This is a genomic window from Nocardioides lijunqiniae (genome assembly GCF_015024225.1).
Classification (GTDB): Bacteria; Actinomycetota; Actinomycetes; order Propionibacteriales; family Nocardioidaceae; genus Nocardioides; species Nocardioides lijunqiniae.
Map to the genome: position 1 here is coordinate 85281 of NZ_JACJGM010000023.1, position 18207 is coordinate 103487.

An 18207-nucleotide genomic window follows, 5' to 3' on the forward strand; every position below is an offset into this window, starting at 1 on the left:
GCGATGAGGAAGGTCAGCATCAAGGTCGTCGCGCTCGTGGGCGTGCTCGCCGTGCTCGCCGCGACGCTGCTGGTCAGCGGCGGCAGCAAGGAGACCCGCACGGTGACCGCCCACTTCCCCCGCGCGGTCAGCGTCTACGTCGGCACCGACGTGCGGATCCTGGGCGTCAACGTCGGCGAGGTCACCGCGGTGTCGCCCGAGGGGGAGTCGGTGCGCGTCGACATGGAGTACGACGCGCAGTACGACGTGCCCGCCGACGCGCAGGCGGTCGTGGTGACGCCGACCCTGGTCGCCGACCGCTTCGTCCAGCTCACGCCGGTCTACACCGAGGGCGCCACGATGGCCGACGGCGCCGACATCCCGCTGCCCGAGACGGGCGTCCCGGTCGAGCTCGACCGCATCTACGCCGCCCTGCGCGACCTGACCCACACGCTGGGGCCCAACGGGGTCAACGCCGACGGCACGCTCGACAACCTGCTCGAGGCCGGCGCCGAGGGCCTCGACGGCCAGGGCAAGCGGGCCAACGAGATGATCCGCAACCTCGCCGCCGCCGCCACGACGTTCGGTGAGGGCAGCGGTGACCTCTTCGACACCGTCAGCCAGCTTGCGGAGTTCACCAGCGCCCTGGCCACCAACGACAAGCTGGTGCAGGCGTTCATGAAGGACCTCGCGGGAGTCTCCAACCAGCTGGCCGCCGAGCGTCAGGAGCTCGAGGCGGCGCTGGCCTCGGTCGCCGACGCCGTCGGCACGGTCGAGAAGTTCGTCCGCGGCAACCGCAAGGCGCTGGCCAAGGACGTGAGGGGGCTGACCCGGGTCGTGCGCACCATCAACTCCGAGAAGGGCAACCTCGACGACGCCCTGCGGATCGCCCCGGTCGCCATCGGCAACCTGGTCCTGGCCTACAACTCCGAGTCCGGCACGATCGGCTCGCGCATCGGCATCGAGGGCAACGTCGCGGATGCCGACGGCTTCCTGTGCGCCGTGGTCCAGCAGTCCGAGCTGCCCGCGGCCAGCAAGGCCCTGGCCTGCACGATCTTCGAGGCCCTGCTGGAGCAGATCACCACCCAGGTGCCCGCCCGCGCACCCGGCGCGAAGGGCGGCGCCGCCCGCCAGGTGATCCCGCCGCTGCAGCCCGCGGCCGACCCCGACCCCACGCTCGACGGCCTGATCGGGGGCACGCCGTGATGCGCCGACGCTGGCCGGCCCTGGTCGCCGCCCTCGCGCTCCTCACGACGGGGTGCGAGTTCGACGGTGCCTACGACCTCCCGCTGCCGGGGTCGCCGGTCGACGAGGACCACGCCTACGAGGTCACGGCGGAGTTCGCCGACATCCTCAACGTCGTCCCACGCTCCCCGGTGATGGTCGACGACGTCACCGTCGGGGAGGTCACCGAGGTCGACCGGGTCGGCTGGCACGCGAAGGTGACCCTGCGCATCCGCGACGACGTCGAGCTGCCCGACAACGCCGTCGCCGACATCCGCCAGGTCAGCCTCCTCGGCGAGAAGTACGTCGCCCTCGAGCCGCCCAGCGAGGGCGCCAGCGACAACCCGCTGGGCGAGGGCGACGCGCTCCCGCTCAGCAGCACCGGCCGCAACCCGGAGGTCGAGGAGGTGCTCGGCGCGCTGTCGTTCCTGCTCAGCGGGGGAGGCGTGGCCCAGCTCGGCACCATCACCGAGGAGATGAACAACGTCATGGGCGGGCGCACCGACCGCCTGCGCCACCTCCTCGGCTCGCTCGAGAGCGTCGTGGGGACCCTCGACGAGCAGAAGGGCGACATCATCAGCGCCCTGGAGTCGCTCAACAACCTCACCGCGACCCTCAACGCCGAGCGCACCACGATCCAGGGCGCCCTCGACGTCGCCGGCCCGGCCATCAAGGTGCTCGGGGCCCAGCACGACGAGCTGGTCGCGATGCTCGGCTCCCTGGACCGGCTCGGCGTGGTCGGGACCCGCGTCATCAAGGCCAGCAAGGACGACCTCATCGCCTCGCTGCGCCACCTGGAGCCCGTCGTGCGCCGGCTGCGGGCGGCCGACGACAAGCTCGCGCCCGGCCTCAACCTGCTGCTGAGCTTCCCGTTCCCGCAGGAGGCCTCCGAGATCGTGCTCGGCGACTACGCCAACACCTCGATCCGCGCCGACATCAACCTCGCCAACTTCTTCTCCCGCGGAGGCGGCGGCCCGCTGCCGGACCTGCCCGACGTGCCGGTGCTGCCGCCGGGCACGCTCAACAACGTGCTGGACTGCCTCACCAGCGCCAGCCTCGCCAGCGCCGCGTGCGTCAAGGTGCTCGCGAACGTCGGCCAGCTGGCCGAGCTGGTCACCCGCTGCGAGCGGCCCCGCAACGAGCAGCGCCCGGTCTGCGTCGCGCTGGCCGCGCTGGCGGCCGGCGAGATCGAGCTGCCCGACCTGGGCCTGCCCGGCGGCCTCCTGGACCGCGACCTGCCCGGGCTGTCCCGCCTGAGCCGGTCGCTGACCGACGACGCGCCCAGCGCGGCGCCCACCACCGACGCGCTCTACGGAGGTGGTGCGCCGTGACCCGCGCCGGCATCAAGGTCCGACTCGTGGCGTTCGCCCTGCTCAGCGCGATCGGCATCGTCTACATCGCCGCCTCCTACCTCGGCCTGGTCGACCGGGCCCTGGGAAGGGGCATCACCGTCGAGGCCACCCTGCCGACGTCCGGCGGGCTCTTCGAGGGCAGCGAGGTGACCTACCGCGGCGTCAAGATCGGCAAGGTCTCGAAGATGACGCCCACCGAGGACGGCGTCACGCTGGAGCTGGCGCTGGAGCACGAGACGCGGCTGCCGGTCGACTCGCCGATGTACGTGCACAACCTCTCGGCCGTGGGGGAGCAGTACCTCGACTTCGAGCCGCCCGACGACGACGGGCCCTACGCCGAGAACGGCACCACGCTGAAGGGCTCGCTGGAGTCGCTGCCCGTCGACGAGGCGGACCTGCTCGTCGAGCTCGACTCCTTCGTCAGCTCGGTCGACCAGGAGAACCTCCAGACGCTGATCACCGAGCTCGGCGCGATGTTCGAGGACACCGGCGTCCCGATCCAGCAGCTCCTCGACGGCGGCGGGCAGTTCATCGACGAGGCCTCCGCCCACACCGAGGAGACGATCCGCCTGCTCGAGACCGGGTTGACCGTCCTGCGCACCCAGCGGTCGCAGGGCGAGAGCATCCGCTCCTTCTCGCGCGACCTCCGGCTGCTCACCGGGTCGCTGCGCCGCGCCGACCCCGACCTGCGCGCCACGCTCCAGGGCACGCCGGGCGCCGCTCGCGAGGTCCAGGCGCTCCTCGAGGACCTGGAGCCCACGCTGCCGGCGCTGCTCGGCAGCGCGGTGAGCGTCAACCAGGTCGTGGTGTCCCACCTCGCCGGCCTCGAGCAGCTGCTCGTCACCTTCCCCCGCACGATCGCCGGCGGCTTCACCGGCACCGACGCGCAGGGCTACGGCCACGTGAGCCTGCAGTTCGACCAGACGCGCCCGTGCACGGCCGGCTACAAGCCGCCCAAGGACTGGCGCCTGACCACCGACCTGACCGACGCCCCGATCTACCCCGCGGAGTGCACGAGCGGACCGCCGTACGTCATGCGCGGACCGAAGTACGTCCCCGGCGCGCGAGGCGCCGCCGCGTCGGCCCCGCGTGCGTACGGTGGGTCCTACGACCCGGTCTCGGGGTTGCTCGACGGTGCCGTGGACCGCCAGGGTGGCCGCGTGCGCTACGTCGACCCGGGGGACCTGGCCATCCTGGGAGAGGACTCGTGGAAGTGGCTGCTGATGGGACCGGTGGCCGGCAAGTGACGGCCTCACGCAAGCCGGCGCGTCGTGCGCCGTGGCTCGACGCCGTCCTCTACGGGCTGGCGCTGGTGCTCGCCGCGGCGTGCGTGGCCGGTGGGGTCGCCTCGTTCCGCGCCCACGAGGACCGCCAGGACGCCACCGCGGAGCAGGAGCGCTACGGCGACGTCGTGAAGGCCGCCTCCGCCCAGGCCGAGGCGCTGGTCAACCTCGACTACCGCGACCTGCAGGCCACCTACGACCAGGTGACGGCCGGAGCCACCGGCGACTTCCTCCAGCAGTACACCGACTCGTGGAAGGACCAGCAGAAGATCTTCGCCCAGGCCAAGTCGGTCTCGACCGGCAAGGTCCGCGCCGCCGCGGTGTCCAACATCGACAACGACAGCGCGACCGTGATGGTCGCCGTCCAGGGCACCACGCGCAACACCGCCACGGGCGAGGAGGCGCAGCAGCGCCGCTTCCGCTTCCGCGTCGACGTCGTCGAGGTCGACGGCGCGTGGCTCACGCAGAAGCTGGAGTTCGTCGGATGACCGCCTCCGGATCCGGCCGGCCGCCGCGCCGCCCGCTGGGCGCCCGCACGCCGGTCTCCCGCCCGCGCAAGGTCGCCGGCCGGCAGGGCGCGTCCACAGAGCCCGCCGAGCCGCTCGAGACGGAGCAGGAGACGCAGGCGGTCGCCGAGCCCGTGCACGACGAGCCGGTCGAGCCGGACGAGCCGGTCCTCGCCGAGCACGAGCCCGACCCGGACGACGAGACCGACGAGTCCGACGACCTCGACGACCTCGACGACCTCGACGAGACCGACGAGACCGAGCCCGACTGGCCCACGGAGGACGCCCGACGGCCGGCCTCGCGCCGGGCCACGGGGGTGCTGGTCGCGGTGATCGTGCTGCTGGCCGGCGTCGCCAGCGCGGAGGCGTGGTACCTCTGGGGCGACGACGACCCGGTCGTCTCCTCGGGGCGCCCGGTCGTGGTCGGCCAGGTCAACGCCGCCTCCGCCGTGGACGTCGCCGCGACCTCGGCGCAGGAGATCTCGCAGTGGTCCTTCGAGACCTACGACGAGGACACCGAGGCCGACGCCGCGCTGATGACCGAGGAGTTCGCGTCGCGCTTCCGTGAGACCAAGGCCGACGCGCGCGAGCGGGTGCTGGCGCAGAAGACCGCGGTCACCGCGGAGGTCGCCATGCAGGGCGTCGTGCGCGCCTCGCCCGAGCAGGTCGAGGCGCTGGTCTACCTCGACCAGTCGACCACCACCGGCGGCCAGGACTCGACGTTCAGCCAGTACATGATCCTGGTGACCGTGGTCCGCACCGGCTCGGGCTGGCTCGTCTCCAAGATGGAGACTTTCTGATAGCGTTCCGCTGGAACTAGAACACGTTCCAGTAATCGCCGGCCGCGCCCCGCCGCGCGGTGGTTGAGCCCGGTTGCCGAGCACGGAAGGATCGCGACGTGACCACACCCGCACCCGCGACCGGGCAGACCGTCGAGACCGACCTGCTCATCGTGGGGGCCGGACCGACGGGCCTCTACGCCGCCTACTACGCCGGCTTCCGCGGCCACCGGGTGGCGGTCGTCGACTCGCTGCCCGAGCTCGGCGGCCAGATCACGGCGATGTACCCCGAGAAGCAGATCCTCGACGTCGCGGGCTTCCCGAGCGTCAAGGGCCGCGAGCTCGTCGAGGGGCTGGTGGAGCAGGCGGCCACCGCCCGCCCGCACTACCTGCTCGACCGCACCGCCGCCACGCTCGTCCACCACGACGACGGCGTGACGGTCGGGCTCGACGACGGCACCCAGGTCCGGGCCGGCGCCGTGCTGATCACCGCCGGCATCGGCAAGTTCAGCCCCCGGCCCCTGCCCGCGCAGGGCGACTGGCTGGGCCGCGGCCTGGAGTTCTTCGTGCCGAGCTTCGCGCCGTACGCCGGCAAGGACGTCGTCATCGTGGGTGGAGGCGACAGCGCGTTCGACTGGGCGGTCCACCTGGAGCCCGTCGCGAGGTCGGTCACGCTCGTGCACCGCCGCGACGCCTTCCGGGCCCACGAGCGCACCGTGCAGCAGGTGCGCGACTCCTCGGTGCGGATCATCACCAAGGCCGAGGTCAGCGCCATCGACGGCGAGCACACCGTGTCGTCGGTCGACGTCACGGTCGGCGGCGAGACCACCCGGCTCCCGGCGCAGGCCGTCGTGGCGGCGCTGGGGTTCATCGCCGACCTCGGACCCCTGCAGCAGTGGGGGATCGAGGTCCTCAAGCGCCACATCGTCGTCGACCCCGCGATGCGCACCAACCTGCCCCGCGTGTTCGCGGCCGGCGACATCACCGAGTACCCCGGCAAGGTCCGCCTGATCGCGGTCGGCTTCGGCGAGGCCGCGACCGCCGTCAACAACGCGACCGTCGCCATCGACCCCACGGCCAAGGTGTTCCCTGGCCACTCGTCCGAGGCCTGACCCAGGTCATGAAGGAGGCACCATGAAGATCAAGGTCGACTTCGACCTGTGCGAGTCCAACGCCCTCTGCGAGGCCATGGCCCCCGAGGTGTTCGAGCTCGACGACGACGACTACCTCCAGCTCAAGACCGACGAGACGACCGACGAGAACGTCGAGAACGTCAAGCGCGCCGTGGCGGCCTGCCCGCGCGCGGCGATCTCGCTCACCGAGTAGGAGCCGCATGTCCTCGCCCGACCTGTCCCTCGACGGCCGCGTCGCCGTCGTCACCGGGGCCGGCGCCGGTCTCGGCCGCGCCGAGGCGCTCGCCCTCGCGGCCGCCGGTGCCCGCGTCGTCCTCAACGACCTGCCTGGCGCCGCCGACGAGGCGGCCGAGGAGATCAGGGCCGCGGGTGGGGAGGTGAGCATCGTGGAGGGCGACGTCGCCGAGCGCGCCACCGCCGACGCCATGCTCGCCGCGGCCGTCGACGGCTTCGGCTCCCTCGACATCGTCGTCAACAACGCCGGCATGACCCGCGACCGGATGCTCTTCAACATGAGCGACGACGAGTGGGACGCGGTCCTCCGGGTGCACCTGCGCGGGCACTTCCTGCTCTCGCGCAACGCCGCGTCGTACTGGCGGGCGCGCTCGAAGGAGCTCGACGCCCCGGTCTACGCACGGGTCGTCAACACCGCCTCCGAGGCCTTCCTGGGAGGCTCGCCCGGACAGGCCAACTACGCCGCCGCCAAGGCCGGCATCACCGCGCTCACGCTCTCGACCGCGCGCGGGCTGGGCAAGGTCGGCGTGCGCGCCAACGCGATCTGTCCCCGCGCCCGCACCGCCATGACCGCGCAGGTGTTCGGCGAGGACGAGTCGGGACTCGAGGTCGACCCCTACTCGCCCGAGCACGTCGCGCCGCTGGTCGCCTACCTCGCCTCGCCCGCGGCCGAGAGCATCACCGGCCAGGTCTTCGTGGTCTACGGCGGGATGGTCGCCCTGGTCGCCGCGCCGGTCGTCGAGCAGCGCTTCGACAAGGCCGGCTCGGCGTGGACGCTGGACGACCTCGACCGCCAGCTCGGCGGCTACTTCGAGGGCCGCGACCCCGCCCGGGGCTTCGCGGCCGACTCGATCATGCAGCTCACCCTCTAGCCACTCACCAGGAGAACCACATGGGTCGTCTCGACGGCAAGGTCGCGATCGTGACCGGCGGCGCGCAGGGACAGGGCGCCGGGATCGTCCGGGCCTACGTCGCGGAGGGCGCCCGCGTCGTCCTCGCCGACGTCGCCGAGGAGCAGGGCCGCGCGCTGGCCGACGAGCTCGGCGCCGACGCCCACTTCGTGCGGCACGACGTCAGCGACGAGGCGTCGTGGACGGCCGTCGTGGACGACGCCCACGCCCGATTCGGCCCCGTGAGCGTGCTCGCCAACAACGCCGGGATCCTGCGCTTCGGCGACATCGAGCGCATGGGCTCCGACGAGGTGGAGCTGCTGTGGCGCGTCAACCAGCTGGGGTGCTTCCTCGGCATGCAGGCGGTCACCCGCACCATGCGCAAGAACGGCGGCGGCTCGATCATCAACGCCTCCTCGGTCGAGGGCCTGGCCGGCATGGCCGGCTGCACGGCCTACGCCGCGACCAAGTGGGCGATCCGCGGGATGACCAAGTGTGCCGCGATGGAGCTCGGCCCGAAGGGCATCCGGGTCAACTCCGTCCACCCGGGCATGATCGACACCCCGATGACCCGCGTGCACGGCGGCGACGCCGCCATGGAGTACGGCGCCTCGCGGGTGCCGCTGCGCCGGGTCGGGCACCCCGAGGACGTCGCGCCGCTCTACGTCTTCCTCGGCAGCGACGAGTCGGCCTACATCAACGGCGCCGAGATCGCGGTCGACGGCGGGGTCACGTCCACGCACGCGTTCGGCGGCTGACACGTGGACCTGATGACACTGACAGTGTCACTGTGACAGTCTGAGCGCATGGCCAACCAGCGAGCACAGATCGTCATGAGCCCCGACGAGGTCGAGGAGTTCCTGCTCCAGCAGCGCAGCGCCACCGTCGCCACCCTCGGGCCGCAGGGCCGGCCGCACCTGGTCGGAATGTGGTACGCCGTGCACGACGGCCACGTGTGGATCGAGACCAAGCTGAAGTCGCAGAAGGTGGTCAACCTGCGCCGCGACCCGACGATGTCGTTCCTCGTCGAGGCCGGGCACACCTACGACCAGCTGCGCGGCGTGGCGATGGAGGGCACCGGCACCGTCATCGAGGACCCCGACGTGGTGTGGGACGTGTGCGTCAACGTGTTCGAGCGCTACAACGCCCCCTACACCGAGGAGCTCAAGCCCTTCGTGGAGCTGATGGCCAAGAACCGCGTCGTGGTGCGGCTCGACGCCGTCCGCACCCGCTCCTGGGACCACCGCAAGCTCGGCATGGCGCCGATGGACCTCGGCGGCTCCACGGCGCCCTTCATCGAGTAGCTGCCTCCGGCCCGGGCGCCGGTGCACCATGATGGGGACATGGACGATCGCCCCGTGGAGACCTGGCTGACCGACATGGACGGCGTGCTCGTGCACGAGGAGGTGCCGATCCCCGGCGCCCAGGAGTTCGTGAAGGCGCTGAAGAGCTCGGGGCTGCCGTTCCTGGTGCTCACCAACAACTCGATCTTCACCCCGCGCGACCTGCGCGCGCGGCTGCTCGGCAGCGGCATCGACGTGCCCGAGGACGCGATCTGGACCTCGGCGCTGGCCACCGCGCAGTTCCTGCTCGACCAGCGCCCGCACGGCACGGCGTACGTCGTGGGTGAGGCCGGGCTGACGACGGCGCTGCACGACATCGGCTACGTGATGACCGACCGCGACCCCGACTACGTCGTGCTGGGGGAGACTCGCACGTACTCCTTCGAGGCGATCACCCGGGCCATCCGGCTGGTCGACGCCGGTGCGCGGTTCATCGCGACCAACCCCGACGCGAGCGGGCCCAGCCACGCCGGCAAGCTGCCGGCGACCGGCTCGGTCGCCGCGCTGATCAGCACCGCCACGGGCCGCCAGCCCTACTTCATCGGCAAGCCCAACCCGCTGATGATGCGCTCGGCGCTCAACCGGCTCAACGCCCACTCCGAGACGACCGTGATGATCGGCGACCGCATGGACACCGACATCATCAGCGGCCTGGAGGCCGGGCTGCGCACGATCCTGGTGACCACCGGCTCGACCCAGCCGGGCGAGGTCGAGCGCTTCCCCTACCGGCCCACGATGGTGTGCGACTCGATCGCCGACCTGGTGGGGCTGGTCGGCAAGGGGCTCTAGGCCCCTCGATCGCTCAGTCGCTCAGTCGCGTAGGAGCAGGTGGACGGCGTTCTCCATGTGGGCGCCGGTCTCGGCCGCGGTGGAGCGCCCGGTGACCCAGGCGACCAGCGCGGAGAGCCACACGTCGCCGATGACGCGGGCGATCGCCACGTCGTCCTCGGTGAGCTCGGTGGCGCCGGGGTGCATGGCGTGGGTCAGCATCGAGGTCATCAGCATGCCGACGGAGTGGATCTCGTGGGCCACCGAGCCGTCGGCGAACATGAACGCGCGGGTCAGCGCCTCGGTGAGGTGCGGGTCGCCCTGCAGGCCGCGGGTGGTCTTCTTCAGCACGAAGATGACGCGCTCGGCGGCGGTGTCGCCGGGGATCGGCTTCTCGCGCAGCAACGACTCCGCCCGCTCGAACTCACGGCCCAGGGCGGAGACGAGCAGGTGGATCTTGGAGGGGAAGTAGCGGTAGAGCGTCCCGAGCGCGACCTCGGCCTTGTCGGCCACGGCCCGCATCTGCACGGCGTCGAAGCCGCCCTCGGAGGCGAGCTCGTAGGTGGCGTCGAGGATGCGCTTGCGGCGGTCGCGCTGGGCGGCTGATCCGAGATCGTCCACCGTCAAGGAGTTGGCGATGCTCACTGGGGCTCCCCAAGATCGTGTGTCCCTCAGCACGTTGCGACGGTGGAATGTGCGGAGGACCGTAGGCGGTTCGTCACTTGCGTCACCAGGCTACCAAGTCGTGGGACATGATAGGAACACGTTCCACTTCGTCCGGCCGGCGTGTCAGCCACCGACGAGGGTCCGGATGCCGACGCACCCCCACGACGGGGGCGCACCAGAGAGAGGGCCGTGCCACGTGCGCATCGCCATGCTGTCCTACCGCAGCAAGCCGCACTGCGGGGGACAGGGGATCTACCTGCGCCACCTCAGCCGCGAGCTGACCAACCTGGGACACACCGTGGAGGTGTTCTCGGGCCAGCCCTACCCCGACCTGGACCCGGGGGTGACGCTGACCAAGGTGCCGAGCCTGGACCTGTACCGCGAGCCCGACCCGTTCCGGGTGCCGAAGCTGAGCGAGTTCCGCGACCGCATCGACGTCGAGGAGTTCGCGACGATGTGCACGGCCGGGTTCCCCGAGCCGAAGACCTTCAGCTCCCGCGTCGCCCGGCTGCTCGCGGAGCGTCGCGAGGACTTCGACATCGCGCACGACAACCAGGTGCTCGGCTACGGCATGCTCGACATCGAGAAGCTCGGCCTCCCGCTGATCGCCACCGTGCACCACCCGATCACCTTCGACCGCCGCATCGACCTCCAGCAGACCCGCAACCCGTGGCGCAAGCTCACGCTGCGCCGCTGGTACGGCTTCCTGCGCATGCAGGGCAAGGTCGCGCGCCGGATGCGCTGGATCCTCACGCCGTCCGAGACCTCCAAGCGCGACATCGCCCACGACTTCGGGGTCGACCCGGCCCGGATGCAGGTGATCCTGCTGGGCGTCGACGACGGCTTCACGCCGCCGACCAAGCCCCGCGTCCCGGGCCGGATCATGGCCATGGCCAGCGCCGACGCCCCCATGAAGGGCATCAACACCCTGCTGGAGGCGTTCGCCAAGATCCGCACCGAGCGCGACGTCGAGCTGGTCCTGGTGACCAAGCCCGCTCCCGGAGGACGCACCGAGAAGCTGATCGAGAAGCTCTCGATCGGCGACTCCGTGCGCTTCGTGCACGGCATGACCGAGGAGGAGCTCGTCGAGCTGATGGGCTCGGCGGAGGTGGCCTGCGTGCCGTCGCTCTACGAGGGCTTCTCGCTGCCCACGGCCGAGCTGATGGCCTGCGCGACCCCGCTGGTGGTGTCGCGCGCCGGCGCCATCCCGGAGGTCGTCGGCGAGGAGGGCGTGTGCGCCGAGGTCGTCACCCCGGGCGACGTCGGCGAGCTCAAGACGGCGATCGAGGGACTGCTCGACGACCCCGAGCGCCGGGCCCGCATGGGCGCCGCCGGACGCAAGCGGGTGGAGGAGCTGTTCAGCTGGCGCGCGGTAGCCGCTACCGTCGCCGCGGCGTACGAGCACGTCATCGCCGACTTCGAGAAGGAGCGTTCCGATGCTGACCGTTGATTTCGACCGCCTGGGCCTGCGCCCGGGGGACCGGGTCCTCGACATGGGGTGCGGCGCCGGGCGTCACGCCTTCGAGATGTACCGCCGCGGCGGTGACGTCATCGCCTTCGACATGGACGCCGACGAGCTGGCCGGCGTCCGGGAGCTCTTCTCGGCGATGAAGGAGGCCGGCGAGGTGCCCGAGGGCGCCGAGGCCGACATCAAGCAGGGCGACGCCCTGCAGCTGCCGTTCGCCGACGGCGAGTTCGACCGCATCGTGGCCGCCGAGGTGCTCGAGCACATCCACGCCGACGTCGACGCCATCAAGGAGCTCGTGCGCGTGCTGCGCCCGGGCGGCACCATGGCCATCTCGGTGCCGCGGTGGCTGCCCGAGGTCATCAACTGGAAGCTCTCCGACGACTACCACAACGCCGAGGGCGGTCACATCCGCATCTACACCGACCACGAGCTCGTCGACAAGGTCACCAAGGCCGGCCGGTTCAACGACGGCACGCCCGGCGACGCGATGGTGTTCGAGGGCAAGGACTACGCCCACGGCCTGCACGCGCCGTACTGGTGGATCAAGTGCGCGGTCGGCGTCGAGAACGACGACCACCCGCTCGCCAAGGCCTACCACCGGCTTCTGGTCTGGGAGATCATGAAGCAGCCGAAGGCGCTGCAGGTGGCCGGCAAGGTGCTCGACCCGCTGATCGGCAAGAGCATGGTGCTCTACTTCCGCAAGCCCGCGTCCGCGGACGTCGATGTCTGAGTCGCTGGCCCAGCTCCCGTACGTCGACGGGGTCCTGACCGCGGAGCAGGTGGCGCAGACGGCCGCCTCGATCGCGTCGATGCAGGAGCCCTGCGGGGCCATCCCGTGGACCACCGGCGAGCACGTCGACGTCTGGAATCACGTCGAGGCGGCCATGGCGCTCCTGGTCGGCGGCCAGGTGGAGGCCGCCGAGCGCGCCTACGAGTGGGTCCCCACGCTGCAGCGCGAGGACGGCTCGTGGCCGATGAAGATCGTCGGCGGCGAGGTCGACGACCCGCGGGGCGAGGTCAACATGTCGGCCTACCTCGCGGTCGGCGTCTGGCACCACTGGCTCGTGCGCCGCGACCTCGCGTTCGTGCAGCGCTTCTGGCCCTCGGTGCGCGCGGGGCTCGACTGGGTGGTCTCCCAGCAGCTGCCGTTCGGCGGCATCAACTGGACGCCCACCGAGTCGTTCGCCCTGCTGGCGGGCTCCTCGAGCATCTACCACTCGCTGCGCGCCGGCGTGGCCCTGGCCGACCTGCTCGACGACCCGCAGCCGGAGTGGGAGCTGGCCGGCGGCCGGCTCGGACACGCGCTGCGCGAGCACCGGGACCTGTTCGAGGACAAGGCGACCTACTCGATGGACTGGTACTACCCGGTCCTCGGCGGCGCCGTGCGCGGCCCCGCGGCGTTCGACCTCGTCGCCAGCCGGTGGGACGAGTTCGTGGTGCCCGGCCTGGGCATCCGCTGCGTCGACACCAACCCGTGGGTGACCGGCGCCGAGACCTGTGAGCTCGTGATGGCCCTCGACGGCCTCGGCGACCAGCGCCGGGCGATGACGCTGCTGCGCGACATGCAGCACCTGCGCGGCGACGACGGCGCCTACTGGACCGGCTGGGTCTTCGGCGACGACGTCCACTGGCCCCACGAGCACACGACGTACACCGCGGCCGCGGTGATCCTCGCCGTCGACGCGCTGGGCGAGACCCACGGCCACAGCACCGCCGGCTCCGGCATCTACCGCGGCACCTCGCTGGCCCCCCACTTCACCGAGCTGATGCTCGAGTGCGACTGCGTGGTCGGCGACCCCGTCTGAGCGCCGGGGGAGGCGGGGGTGACGTCGTGGGCTACTTCTTCTCGCAGGCGATGCCGTCCTTGTCCCGGTCGCTCTTGGTGTTGGCCTGGTAGAGCGCCTTGCTGCGCTTGAAGTTCGTGACGGGCGTGCCGGAGGTCTTGTCACGGGCGTGGGGCTTGCCGACCCCGTGCGGGTAGACCTTGTTGAGGGCGGTGCAGTTCTTGTACGTCTTGGCCTTCGCGACCGAGGCGGACGCCGAGGGCGCCGAGTCGGCCGCGGCAGCGGTGGCCGGGGCGGCGAGGCAGAGGCCGGCGACGGCGGCGAGGGCGACGAGGTGACGTGCGGGGGACATGAGGGCTCCTTGGCGTTGACTGCGCAGTAGTGCACCAGGCTTCGCCACGCCTCGCAGGAGAACGGGGCAAGTCGCGGCCCTACCGGTTCGGTGGCGCCGGCCACCGCGGCTAGACTGCTCGGCTGTCGCCCGAGACGTCTCGGGGACGTACCGAACCCCCGGACACGAAGGCTGACTCGCGCGCATGGCATCGACCAACGACCTCAAGAACGGCATGGTGCTCAACATCGACGGTCAGCTGTGGGCTGTCGTCGACTTCCAGCACGTGAAGCCGGGCAAGGGCCCCGCCTTCGTGCGGACCAAGCTCCGCAACGTCGAGTCGGGCAAGAACGTCGACAAGACCTTCAACGCCGGCACCAAGGTCGAGACCGCGACGGTCGACCGCCGCACGATGCAGTACCTCTACAACGACGGCACGTCGTTCGTGTTCATGGACACCGGCACCTACGAGCAGACGGAGGTCTCGCCCGAGGTCCTGGGCGACGGCGCCAACTTCCTGCTCGAGAACCAGGACGCGATCGTGGCCACCAACGAGGGCCGCGTGCTCTTCGTCGAGCTGCCCGCCTCCGTCGAGCTGGTCATCACGTTCACCGAGCCGGGCCTCGCGGGCGACAGCGCCACCGGACGCACCAAGCCGGCCACGCTCGAGACCGGCCACGAGATCCAGGTCCCGCTGTTCATCAACCAGGGCGAGAAGGTCAAGGTCGACACCCGCGACTCCTCCTACCTGGGTCGCGTCAAGTCCTGATGGCGGTCGTCTGATGGGGGCTCGCTCCAAGGCCCGCAAGCGCGCGCTCGACGTCCTCTACGCCTCCGAGATGCGCGCGGAGTCCGCCACCGAGGCCCTCGACCGGGCCATCGCCGACGGCGAGGGCCCGACCAACGACTACACCGCCACCCTCGTGCGCGGGGTCGTGGCGCACCAGGCCGAGATCGACGAGCTGCTGGCGACGCACTCCGAGGCCTGGACCCTGGACCGGATGCCGGCCGTGGACCGCAACGTCCTGCGCCTGGGCGTGTGGGAGATGCTCTACGCCGACGACGTGCCCGACACCGTCGCCGTCACCGAGGCGATGGCGCTCGTGCGCGAGCTCTCGACCGACGAGTCGCCGCCGTTCGTCAACGGCATCCTGGGCGCCATCCAGCGACAGCGGGCCACTCCCGCCTGACTCGGCCGAGCGGCCTGACATGCTGCACCGCATGACCACCACCTCGGACCAGCAGGACGCCATGGACATCGCCGGACGGGTGGGGCTCGTGGCCTACGGCATCGTGCACCTGATCGTCGGCTGGCTGGCGCTTCAGCTGGCCTTCGGCGACCGCGAGGGCGAGGCCTCGAGCTCGGGGGCGGTCAAGCAGCTCGCCGAGCAGCCCATGGGCGGCTTCCTCGTCTGGGCCGTGGCCATCGGCATGTTCCTCCTGGCCATCTGGCGGGTGCTGGACGCGATCCTCGGCCACGCCACCGACGACGACTCCGACCGCCTGAAGGCCGGCGCCGTGGGCGTCGGCAAGGCCGTCCTGTACGTCGCGGTCGGCATCAGCGCCGTGCGGGTAGCCACCGGCTCGGGGTCCGGCGGCAAGAGCGGGACCGACTCGACCACGGCCAAGGTGATGGACGTGACCGGCGGCCAGCTGATCGTCGGCGCCGCCGGCCTGGCCGTCATCGGCTACGGCGGCTGGCTCATCTACACCGCGTGGTCCGAGCGCTTCCTGAAGAAGATCGACGGCAAGGACCAGAGCGGCAACACCGGCACCGCCTTCAAGTGGCTCGGCAAGGCCGGCTACGCCGCCAAGGGCGTCGCGATCGGGGTGATCGGCTCGCTGTTCGTCTACGCCGCCGCCACCCACGAGCCGAAGAAGTCCGGCGGCCTGGACGAGGCGCTGCACGAGGTGCTCGAGCAGCCCTTCGGCCCGGTGCTGCTCACCCTCGTCGCGCTCGGCATCGTCGCCTACGGGCTGTTCGCGTTCGCGCGGGCCAAGCAGGACTCGCCCAGCTGACGGCGACGACGAGGACCCCCGTGGCAGGCTGACCGCATGGTTGCCACGGAGGTCGACGTCGTCGTGATCGGACTCGGCCCGGGTGGCGAGTACGCCGCCCAGAAGCTCGCCGAGGCAGGCCTGCGGGTCGTCGGGGTCGACAAGGGCCTGGTCGGCGGCGAGTGTCCCTTCTACGGGTGCATCCCGTCGAAGATGATGATCCGCGCGGCCGACACCCTCGCCGAGGCCCGGCGCGCGGTGACCCTCGCCGGCCAGGTGGAGGTGACGCCCGACTGGCGGCTGGTCGCCGAGCGCATCGACAAGCAGGCCACCAACCACTGGGACGACAGCGCGCACGTCGACCGCCTCACCGACGCCGGGGTGCGGATCCTGCGCGGGACCGGGCGCCTCGACGGCCCCGGACGGGTCGTGGTCGCCGGGACCGACGGCGCCACCCACGAGCTCGTCGCGACGCGGGGCGTGGTCCTCAACGCCGGCACGGTGCCCGCGACGCTGCCCATCGACGGCCTCGACGGCACGCCGTACTGGACGAACCGGGAGGTCGTGAAGGTCGCCGAGCTCCCGGCGTCGCTGGTGGTCGTCGGCGGTGGCCCGATCGGCTGCGAGCTGACGCAGGCGTTCGCGCGGTTCGGGGTGCGGGTGACCCTGCTGGAGGTGGCCGATCGCATCCTCGGCCCCGAGGAGCCGGAGAGCAGCGCGGTCATCCACGACGTCCTCACCACCGAGGGCGTGGACGTCCGGACGGGGGTGCGGATCGACTCCGTCTCCCACGACGGCGGCTTCCACGTGAGCCTCGACGGCGGCGAGGTCGTCTCGGCCGAGCAGCTGCTGGTGGCCGCCGGGCGGCGCACCCAGCTCAGCGGCACCGGGCTGGAGACCGTCGGACTGGACGACGACCTCAAGCTCGTCGACACCGACGAGCGGATGCGCGCCGCCGAGCGTCTCTGGGCCGTCGGCGACATCACCGGCAAGGGCCAGTTCACCCACGTCTCGATGTACCAGGCGGCCGTGGTGGTGCGCGACATCCTCGGGGAGGACGGCCCGTGGGCCGACTACCGCGCCGTCAGCCGGGTGACCTTCACCGACCCGGAGGTCGGCTCGGTGGGGATGTCGGAGCACCAGGCGCGCGAGGCGGGCCTCCAGGTCCGGGTCAGCGTCGCGGACGTGCCGGAGTCCAGCCGCGGGTGGATCCACCAGGCCGGCAACGAGGGCATCATCAAGCTGGTCGCCGATGCCGAGCGCGGCGTGCTGGTCGGCGCGTCGGCCGTCGCGCCCGCGGGAGGCGAGGTACTGGGGCTGCTGGCGGCGGCCGTGCACGCGGAGATCCCGATCGCCACGCTGCGCACGATGCACTTCGCCTACCCCACCTTCCACCGCGCCATCGAGGTCGCGCTGGATGCCCTGGTGGACTGAGACGCCTGTGGTTTGAGGGGCGGGCGGATGGACACACTTCGCCCATGTCCTCCACGATGCCCGCCCTCGGCGTCGTCCTGGCCTCCGCCCTCCTCCTGACCGGCTGCAGCGGCGACGACGACGGTGACGCCGACCGTCGTACGTCGAGCAGCCCGTCGCCGCAGCCGCCCGCGAGCCCGACCGACGAGGCGTCCCCGGTGGACGTCCCGAACGCGCCCTGCGCCGTGCGCAGCCACGTGCCGGGGGAGCGGGTGACCCTCCAGTCCGTCAAGGCCGTGGCGGTCTACGCCAACGCCTACACGCTGGCGCCCGGCACGAGCACCACCAGCGAGCGGGAGATGCTCGGCGCCTACGACCTCACCCCGATCAGCGTCACCGCCAAGGGCGCTGAGGTCCCGGCCGCCGTGCGGCGCGCGGTGCTGGGCTCGAACCTCGGCCGCTGGCCGGCGTCCGGCCCGCCGGACGAGGACGGTCCGCACCGGGTCACGGTGCGCAACGACAGCGACGAGTCCCGCCAGTACGTCGTCTACCGCGGCGGCGAGACGAGGCGCGGCACGTGGGCCACCAAGCTCTGCGGCGCGCCGTACAACGACGGCACCCGGGTGGAGCGCCTGGCCGGGAGGTTCTCCACGCTGTCGCGGCCGCTCACGAAGGTGCGCACCTACGTCTGCGGATCCGGCCCCCAGGACGACTACGAGCGCGCCGCCTCGCGCGTGTGCGGCGCCTGACACCACCCCCAGCCGACCCGTCGGCTCGACACGGAGGAACCACATGAACCAGCAGGAGCCCCCGGCCCCCGGGGAGCACGACGTCACCGACACGAGCGACCGCCTCTACACCCCCGAGGAGCTCGCCGCGTACGCCGCGACGCAGGAGGCGGCCCCTCCGCCGCCGGTGCAGGGGGACCCGCTGACCGACCCGATGCCGGCGTACCCCTCCGGCCCGCCGCCCGCCGCGCCTCCGAGCGCCCCGCCCGAGCCGACGCCGGCGCCGGCGATCCCCGAGCCCACCCTGGCGCCGCCCCCGCCCGCGGGG

At 71.8% G+C, this 18207-nt stretch carries 21 protein-coding genes and 1 pseudogene; 20 read left to right on the forward strand and 2 right to left on the reverse strand.

Going from position 1 to position 18207, the window contains the following annotated elements; all coding sequences use genetic code 11:
- Positions 1–3 precede the first annotated feature (3 nt).
- From IRQ30_RS15255 to IRQ30_RS15305, 11 genes are all read left to right on the forward strand, one after another.
- The gene (locus IRQ30_RS15255) at positions 4–1185 is read left to right on the forward strand and encodes an MCE family protein (protein ID WP_193607259.1); all 1182 of its coding nucleotides are present in this window, start codon (positions 4–6) and stop codon (positions 1183–1185) included.
- Positions 1185–2534: an MCE family protein gene (locus IRQ30_RS15260; protein ID WP_193613899.1), complete on the forward strand. Its 1350-nt coding sequence runs from the start codon at positions 1185–1187 to the stop codon at positions 2532–2534. The genes IRQ30_RS15255 and IRQ30_RS15260 overlap by 1 nt, the downstream gene beginning before the upstream one ends.
- A complete protein-coding gene (locus tag IRQ30_RS15265; RefSeq protein WP_193613883.1) occupies positions 2531–3802 on the forward strand; it encodes an MCE family protein in 1272 nt (423 codons plus the stop codon). The genes IRQ30_RS15260 and IRQ30_RS15265 overlap by 4 nt, the downstream gene beginning before the upstream one ends.
- A complete protein-coding gene (locus tag IRQ30_RS15270; protein WP_193613884.1) occupies positions 3799–4326 on the forward strand; it encodes a hypothetical protein in 528 nt (175 codons plus the stop codon). Before IRQ30_RS15265 ends, IRQ30_RS15270 begins: the two co-directional genes overlap by 4 nt.
- Positions 4323–5144 carry a hypothetical protein gene (locus tag IRQ30_RS15275; protein WP_193613885.1) on the forward strand — a complete coding sequence of 274 codons (822 nt, stop codon included), beginning with the start codon at positions 4323–4325 and terminating at the stop codon, positions 5142–5144. Before IRQ30_RS15270 ends, IRQ30_RS15275 begins: the two co-directional genes overlap by 4 nt.
- Before the next feature lie 98 nt (positions 5145–5242).
- On the forward strand, positions 5243–6235 hold the full coding sequence (locus IRQ30_RS15280) for an FAD-dependent oxidoreductase (RefSeq protein WP_193607264.1): 993 nt from the start codon (positions 5243–5245) through the stop codon (positions 6233–6235).
- A 22-nt stretch (positions 6236–6257) separates the two neighbouring features.
- Entirely contained in the window at positions 6258–6449 is a 192-nt protein-coding gene (locus IRQ30_RS15285; RefSeq protein ID WP_193607265.1) for a ferredoxin, read from the forward strand.
- A 7-nt stretch (positions 6450–6456) separates the two neighbouring features.
- The gene (locus IRQ30_RS15290; RefSeq protein WP_193613886.1) at positions 6457–7362 is read left to right on the forward strand and encodes a 3-oxoacyl-ACP reductase; all 906 of its coding nucleotides are present in this window, start codon (positions 6457–6459) and stop codon (positions 7360–7362) included.
- Between the two features lie 20 nt (positions 7363–7382).
- On the forward strand, positions 7383–8138 hold the full coding sequence (locus tag IRQ30_RS15295) for a glucose 1-dehydrogenase (RefSeq protein ID WP_193613887.1): 756 nt from the start codon (positions 7383–7385) through the stop codon (positions 8136–8138).
- A 48-nt stretch (positions 8139–8186) separates the two neighbouring features.
- On the forward strand, positions 8187–8684 hold the full coding sequence (locus tag IRQ30_RS15300) for a pyridoxamine 5'-phosphate oxidase family protein (RefSeq protein ID WP_193613888.1): 498 nt from the start codon (positions 8187–8189) through the stop codon (positions 8682–8684).
- Between the two features lie 39 nt (positions 8685–8723).
- Positions 8724–9512 carry an HAD-IIA family hydrolase gene (locus IRQ30_RS15305; protein ID WP_193607270.1) on the forward strand — a complete coding sequence of 263 codons (789 nt, stop codon included), beginning with the start codon at positions 8724–8726 and terminating at the stop codon, positions 9510–9512.
- Positions 9513–9533: 21 nt separating this feature from the next.
- On the opposite strand, the gene IRQ30_RS15310 is transcribed toward IRQ30_RS15305, so the two are convergent.
- Positions 9534–10136, reverse strand: coding sequence for a TetR family transcriptional regulator (locus IRQ30_RS15310; RefSeq protein ID WP_193607271.1), 603 nt, complete (start codon positions 10134–10136; stop codon positions 9534–9536).
- 217 nt (positions 10137–10353) lie between these two features.
- Between IRQ30_RS15310 and IRQ30_RS15315 the strand changes: the two genes are divergently transcribed.
- From IRQ30_RS15315 to IRQ30_RS15325, 3 genes are read left to right on the forward strand one after another with little or no spacing between them, the layout of a single operon-like run.
- Positions 10354–11607, forward strand: a complete 1254-nt coding sequence (locus IRQ30_RS15315) for a glycosyltransferase (protein ID WP_193613889.1) — start codon at positions 10354–10356, stop codon at positions 11605–11607.
- Positions 11594–12355 (forward strand): class I SAM-dependent methyltransferase, encoded by a 762-nt coding sequence (locus tag IRQ30_RS15320; RefSeq protein WP_193607273.1) that lies wholly within the window; start codon positions 11594–11596, stop codon positions 12353–12355. Before IRQ30_RS15315 ends, IRQ30_RS15320 begins: the two co-directional genes overlap by 14 nt.
- Positions 12348–13430, forward strand: a complete 1083-nt coding sequence (locus tag IRQ30_RS15325) for a prenyltransferase (protein WP_193607274.1) — start codon at positions 12348–12350, stop codon at positions 13428–13430. The genes IRQ30_RS15320 and IRQ30_RS15325 overlap by 8 nt, the downstream gene beginning before the upstream one ends.
- Before the next feature lie 31 nt (positions 13431–13461).
- Here IRQ30_RS15325 and IRQ30_RS15330 read toward each other — a convergent pair whose 3' ends face one another.
- Positions 13462–13761, reverse strand: coding sequence for an excalibur calcium-binding domain-containing protein (locus IRQ30_RS15330; protein ID WP_193613890.1), 300 nt, complete (start codon positions 13759–13761; stop codon positions 13462–13464).
- Between the two features lie 184 nt (positions 13762–13945).
- On the opposite strand from IRQ30_RS15330, the gene efp reads away from it, so the two are divergent.
- The 6 genes and pseudogenes from efp to IRQ30_RS15360 all read left to right on the forward strand — a co-directional run.
- Positions 13946–14509, forward strand: coding sequence for an elongation factor P (efp, locus tag IRQ30_RS15335; RefSeq protein WP_091025947.1), 564 nt, complete (start codon positions 13946–13948; stop codon positions 14507–14509).
- A gap of 13 nt (positions 14510–14522) precedes the next feature.
- Positions 14523–14930 carry a transcription antitermination factor NusB gene (nusB, locus tag IRQ30_RS15340; RefSeq protein ID WP_193607276.1) on the forward strand — a complete coding sequence of 136 codons (408 nt, stop codon included), beginning with the start codon at positions 14523–14525 and terminating at the stop codon, positions 14928–14930.
- Positions 14931–14961: 31 nt separating this feature from the next.
- The gene (locus IRQ30_RS15345) at positions 14962–15759 is read left to right on the forward strand and encodes a DUF1206 domain-containing protein (protein ID WP_193607277.1); all 798 of its coding nucleotides are present in this window, start codon (positions 14962–14964) and stop codon (positions 15757–15759) included.
- A 36-nt stretch (positions 15760–15795) separates the two neighbouring features.
- Positions 15796–17172, forward strand: coding sequence for a dihydrolipoyl dehydrogenase family protein (locus IRQ30_RS15350; RefSeq protein WP_193613891.1), 1377 nt, complete (start codon positions 15796–15798; stop codon positions 17170–17172).
- A 44-nt stretch (positions 17173–17216) separates the two neighbouring features.
- Positions 17217–17900 (forward strand): hypothetical protein, encoded by a 684-nt coding sequence (locus IRQ30_RS15355; RefSeq protein ID WP_193613892.1) that lies wholly within the window; start codon positions 17217–17219, stop codon positions 17898–17900.
- 43 nt (positions 17901–17943) lie between these two features.
- A pseudogene (locus IRQ30_RS15360) lies at positions 17944–18207 on the forward strand (hypothetical protein); the annotation flags it as partial.

Coding starts and splice junctions, on each gene's coding strand:
- IRQ30_RS15305 (WP_193607270.1), top strand. CDS start 8,724: ATGGACGATCGCCCCGTGGAGACCTGGCTGACCGACATGGACGGCGTG.
- IRQ30_RS15325 (WP_193607274.1), top strand. CDS start 12,348: ATGTCTGAGTCGCTGGCCCAGCTCCCGTACGTCGACGGGGTCCTGACC.
- IRQ30_RS15255 (WP_193607259.1), top strand. CDS start 4: ATGAGGAAGGTCAGCATCAAGGTCGTCGCGCTCGTGGGCGTGCTCGCC.
- IRQ30_RS15285 (WP_193607265.1), top strand. CDS start 6,258: ATGAAGATCAAGGTCGACTTCGACCTGTGCGAGTCCAACGCCCTCTGC.
- efp (WP_091025947.1), top strand. CDS start 13,946: ATGGCATCGACCAACGACCTCAAGAACGGCATGGTGCTCAACATCGAC.
- IRQ30_RS15350 (WP_193613891.1), top strand. CDS start 15,796: ATGGTTGCCACGGAGGTCGACGTCGTCGTGATCGGACTCGGCCCGGGT.
- IRQ30_RS15290 (WP_193613886.1), top strand. CDS start 6,457: ATGTCCTCGCCCGACCTGTCCCTCGACGGCCGCGTCGCCGTCGTCACC.
- IRQ30_RS15300 (WP_193613888.1), top strand. CDS start 8,187: ATGGCCAACCAGCGAGCACAGATCGTCATGAGCCCCGACGAGGTCGAG.
- IRQ30_RS15345 (WP_193607277.1), top strand. CDS start 14,962: ATGACCACCACCTCGGACCAGCAGGACGCCATGGACATCGCCGGACGG.
- IRQ30_RS15275 (WP_193613885.1), top strand. CDS start 4,323: ATGACCGCCTCCGGATCCGGCCGGCCGCCGCGCCGCCCGCTGGGCGCC.
- IRQ30_RS15355 (WP_193613892.1), top strand. CDS start 17,217: ATGTCCTCCACGATGCCCGCCCTCGGCGTCGTCCTGGCCTCCGCCCTC.
- IRQ30_RS15260 (WP_193613899.1), top strand. CDS start 1,185: ATGCGCCGACGCTGGCCGGCCCTGGTCGCCGCCCTCGCGCTCCTCACG.
- nusB (WP_193607276.1), top strand. CDS start 14,523: ATGGGGGCTCGCTCCAAGGCCCGCAAGCGCGCGCTCGACGTCCTCTAC.
- IRQ30_RS15330 (WP_193613890.1), bottom strand. CDS start 13,761: ATGTCCCCCGCACGTCACCTCGTCGCCCTCGCCGCCGTCGCCGGCCTC.
- IRQ30_RS15320 (WP_193607273.1), top strand. CDS start 11,594: ATGCTGACCGTTGATTTCGACCGCCTGGGCCTGCGCCCGGGGGACCGG.
- IRQ30_RS15295 (WP_193613887.1), top strand. CDS start 7,383: ATGGGTCGTCTCGACGGCAAGGTCGCGATCGTGACCGGCGGCGCGCAG.